We start from the raw sequence: 2,614 nt of genomic DNA, 5'->3' as shown, positions 1-2,614 counted from the left end.
TTTAACAAGTCCGCTAAGGCGGATTTGATTAAGTTTTTAAAACTTAATTTAAAACAAAAGGATAAAAAATGTATGTCAATGTAAGCATAGATGCGAGTGATTTAGAAGATTTTTACGCTCATGATTTGGCTAAACTTTTTGAAGATTTAAGCACAAAAGAGCAAGAGGAATTCTTTGGAATTATCCATAAGGATATCAAGCCATTAGAAAGAATAAGAGCTATTCTTTCTAATTTGTCTAATGATGAAGCACTTAAACTTTTAAAAGAACTTAATAATGAGTTTAAAAGCGATGAGGAATGGCAAAAAACTATAAAAAGCATAAATGGAGATAACAAATGAAATCAGTCAAAATTAATAATACTTATATCTTAGCAGAAACAATTAAGAGTTTTAGAATATTTCAAGATGAAAATTTTGTTGTTCTTGAGATTTTTAATGGAGAACAATATACGCAATGTTTTGAAATATTTCAAAGCAAAGAAGTTGAATACCATTATCTTTTTGGTGTAAAACAAAATTCAAAAACTATAAAAATACTTAATGATATAGATATTTCAATGCAAAAACTTTGTGGGGTTATAGGTAATAATTTACTTAAAACACTTGCTTTTTTAGAAAGTAGAAAAAAAGAAGACATAGTTTTTAGATTAGATGATGAAATTACACAAATTTTAGAAAAAAGCGAATTAGTTGAAATTATTAATAAACTTGTAAAAGAGCATGAAAACGAACAAAGCAACAAAGGCTTTTTTAAAAAGTTTTTTTAAAGGATAGATAATGAAACTACAAGATTTTGATTTTAGGATTTGGAACAACGAAACTGAGAGATATGAAACAAATAAGCCGCTTATTTCTCTTTTAATGATTGATGTATTAACTAGAGTGGCGCATCTTAATGGAAATAAATTTGAAATCGAGCTATGGACTGGCTATTTTGATAAAAACGGAAATAAAATCTATGAAAATGATATTATCAAAAATGAATCGCTTGAAGAAATTTATTATATTACAAGAGATAATACTTATAAAATGTTTAAAATAATCATCTATGATAAAGACTGTAATGAAAACCTTTATAGGAAAAAAAATCCTGCTGATATCAATTTGTTAAAAATGCTTGTTTCAGATAAAAATATGAGTGTCATTGGCAATATCCATGAAAATCCTGAACTTTTGAAATGTTAAAAAATATTAAAAATTTTAACATAAAAATGAAATATGTTAAAAAAGCCAAAAAATTTAACAAAACTCACTAATTAGTGGGTTTGATTAAGTTTTATTTAGCAAGGAAAGAAAAGATGAGTAAAAGAAATGGTGCTTTAAGGGCTTTTAAAACACTTTTAAAAGATGTTTTAAATGATGAAAATGGCTTTTATAAACACAAAAATGGCAAAGTAAATATAGCCAAGCTCTCTCGTGTAAGTGGGCTTAGTAGAAGCTTTTTAAAAAAAGAACTCTATATAAGAGGTTTGCTATGAGTCCTAAACAAGCAATGCTTAGAAAACAACTTCTAGCTAAAATACACATGCACAAAGAGTATTTATATTATAAAGAAAATAATGCTTGGCAAGATTTTTTAGCTTTAAGATTTGAGGTTTTAAGCTCAAAAGATTTAAGCATAGATGAACTTAAAATCTTGCTTGATATTTTTGATGGTAAAATTAAAGATGATATAAACTTCGTACCTGATTTTAAGGGTAGATTAATGCTTAAAAAAGCTAGTTCTAATAAACAATTTTTTTATTTAAAAGCTTTATTAAAACAAACAAAAATGCCTATTTTTAGTTTTTACAAACTTTGTAAAAAAACTTTAAAAAAAGATATATACTCTCTTGAAACTCTTAGCAAAAAAGACTGCACTATAATGCTTGTAGTTTTAGAAAAGATTGTTAAAACTAAAAAAAATAATTAAAAATAGATATAATCCTTTAAAAGCTTTTTTAAAGGATTTATTTTGATCTGTCCTAGATGTGCGAATGATAAAACTAAAGTTTTAAAAACTATAAAATCAGACACCAATGAAAGATTTAGAAGATGTATTAAGTGCGGATACACTTTTATGTCTATTGAACTTATAAAAGTAGACAATTGGGCAAAATACTATATAAAAGAAACTCAAAAAGGACTTTTTGATGAAACGCTTTGAATTAAAGGGTCTTGAAAATCTTTTAAAGAAATGTGAAAATTTAGAAAACGAACAAAAGCAGATTATCTTAAAAGAAATAATTGCTGAAACACTTTATAAAGAAAGCAAAGAAAATCTAGAAAAAGAACAAGACTCTAATGCTAAAAAATGGGCACCTTTAAAGCAAAGTACATTAAATTCAAGAAAAGCACAAAAGATCATGCATACTAAAAAGCTTTTTGCAACAGGCTCTATGCAAAGCTCTTTACATAGTGGAGTGGAAAATGATAGAGCTTTTGTAGCACTTAATGCCACCTATAAAGGCTTTGCGTATGCCAGAGTGCATCAATTTGGCTCTAAAAATGTAATAGCAAGACCTTTTTTACCCATCGATGAAAATTTAAATATAAACAAAAGAGTAGCCAGAGCAATGGAAGAAGAAACTAAGGATATGCTTTGGACTTTGTTTAAGCAGACTTTAAAATAA

Annotated in this window: 7 protein-coding genes; all 7 read left to right on the top strand. The window is 26.5% G+C overall.

Going from position 1 to position 2,614, the window contains the following annotated elements:
- Positions 1 to 68: 68 nt before the first annotated feature.
- The 7 genes from AJ885_RS07590 (at position 69) to AJ885_RS07560 (ending at position 2,614) form a co-directional block, all read left to right on the top strand.
- The gene (locus AJ885_RS07590; RefSeq protein ID WP_070281033.1) at positions 69 to 341 is read left to right on the top strand and encodes a hypothetical protein; all 273 of its coding nucleotides are present in this window, start codon (positions 69 to 71) and stop codon (positions 339 to 341) included.
- Entirely contained in the window at positions 338 to 769 is a 432-nt protein-coding gene (locus AJ885_RS07585) for a hypothetical protein (protein WP_070281031.1), read from the top strand. The genes AJ885_RS07590 and AJ885_RS07585 overlap by 4 nt, the downstream gene beginning before the upstream one ends.
- A gap of 10 nt (positions 770 to 779) precedes the next feature.
- Entirely contained in the window at positions 780 to 1,187 is a 408-nt protein-coding gene (locus AJ885_RS07580) for a YopX family protein (RefSeq protein WP_070281029.1), read from the top strand.
- A 113-nt stretch (positions 1,188 to 1,300) separates the two neighbouring features.
- Positions 1,301 to 1,480 (top strand): hypothetical protein, encoded by a 180-nt coding sequence (locus tag AJ885_RS07575; protein WP_002864977.1) that lies wholly within the window; start codon positions 1,301 to 1,303, stop codon positions 1,478 to 1,480.
- Positions 1,477 to 1,914: a hypothetical protein gene (locus AJ885_RS07570; RefSeq protein ID WP_070280526.1), complete on the top strand. Its 438-nt coding sequence runs from the start codon at positions 1,477 to 1,479 to the stop codon at positions 1,912 to 1,914. Before AJ885_RS07575 ends, AJ885_RS07570 begins: the two co-directional genes overlap by 4 nt.
- A 42-nt stretch (positions 1,915 to 1,956) precedes the next feature.
- Positions 1,957 to 2,148 carry a hypothetical protein gene (locus tag AJ885_RS07565; RefSeq protein WP_021358120.1) on the top strand — a complete coding sequence of 64 codons (192 nt, stop codon included), beginning with the start codon at positions 1,957 to 1,959 and terminating at the stop codon, positions 2,146 to 2,148.
- Positions 2,135 to 2,614, top strand: coding sequence for a phage virion morphogenesis protein (locus tag AJ885_RS07560; protein ID WP_052800544.1), 480 nt, complete (start codon positions 2,135 to 2,137; stop codon positions 2,612 to 2,614). The genes AJ885_RS07565 and AJ885_RS07560 overlap by 14 nt, the downstream gene beginning before the upstream one ends.

Source organism: Campylobacter sp. BCW_6464, from assembly GCF_001762775.1.
Classification (GTDB): domain Bacteria; phylum Campylobacterota; class Campylobacteria; order Campylobacterales; family Campylobacteraceae; genus Campylobacter_D; species Campylobacter_D jejuni.
The sequence above is the reverse complement of the archived record's forward strand: the minus strand, read 5'-3'. Positions and strand labels throughout refer to the sequence as shown.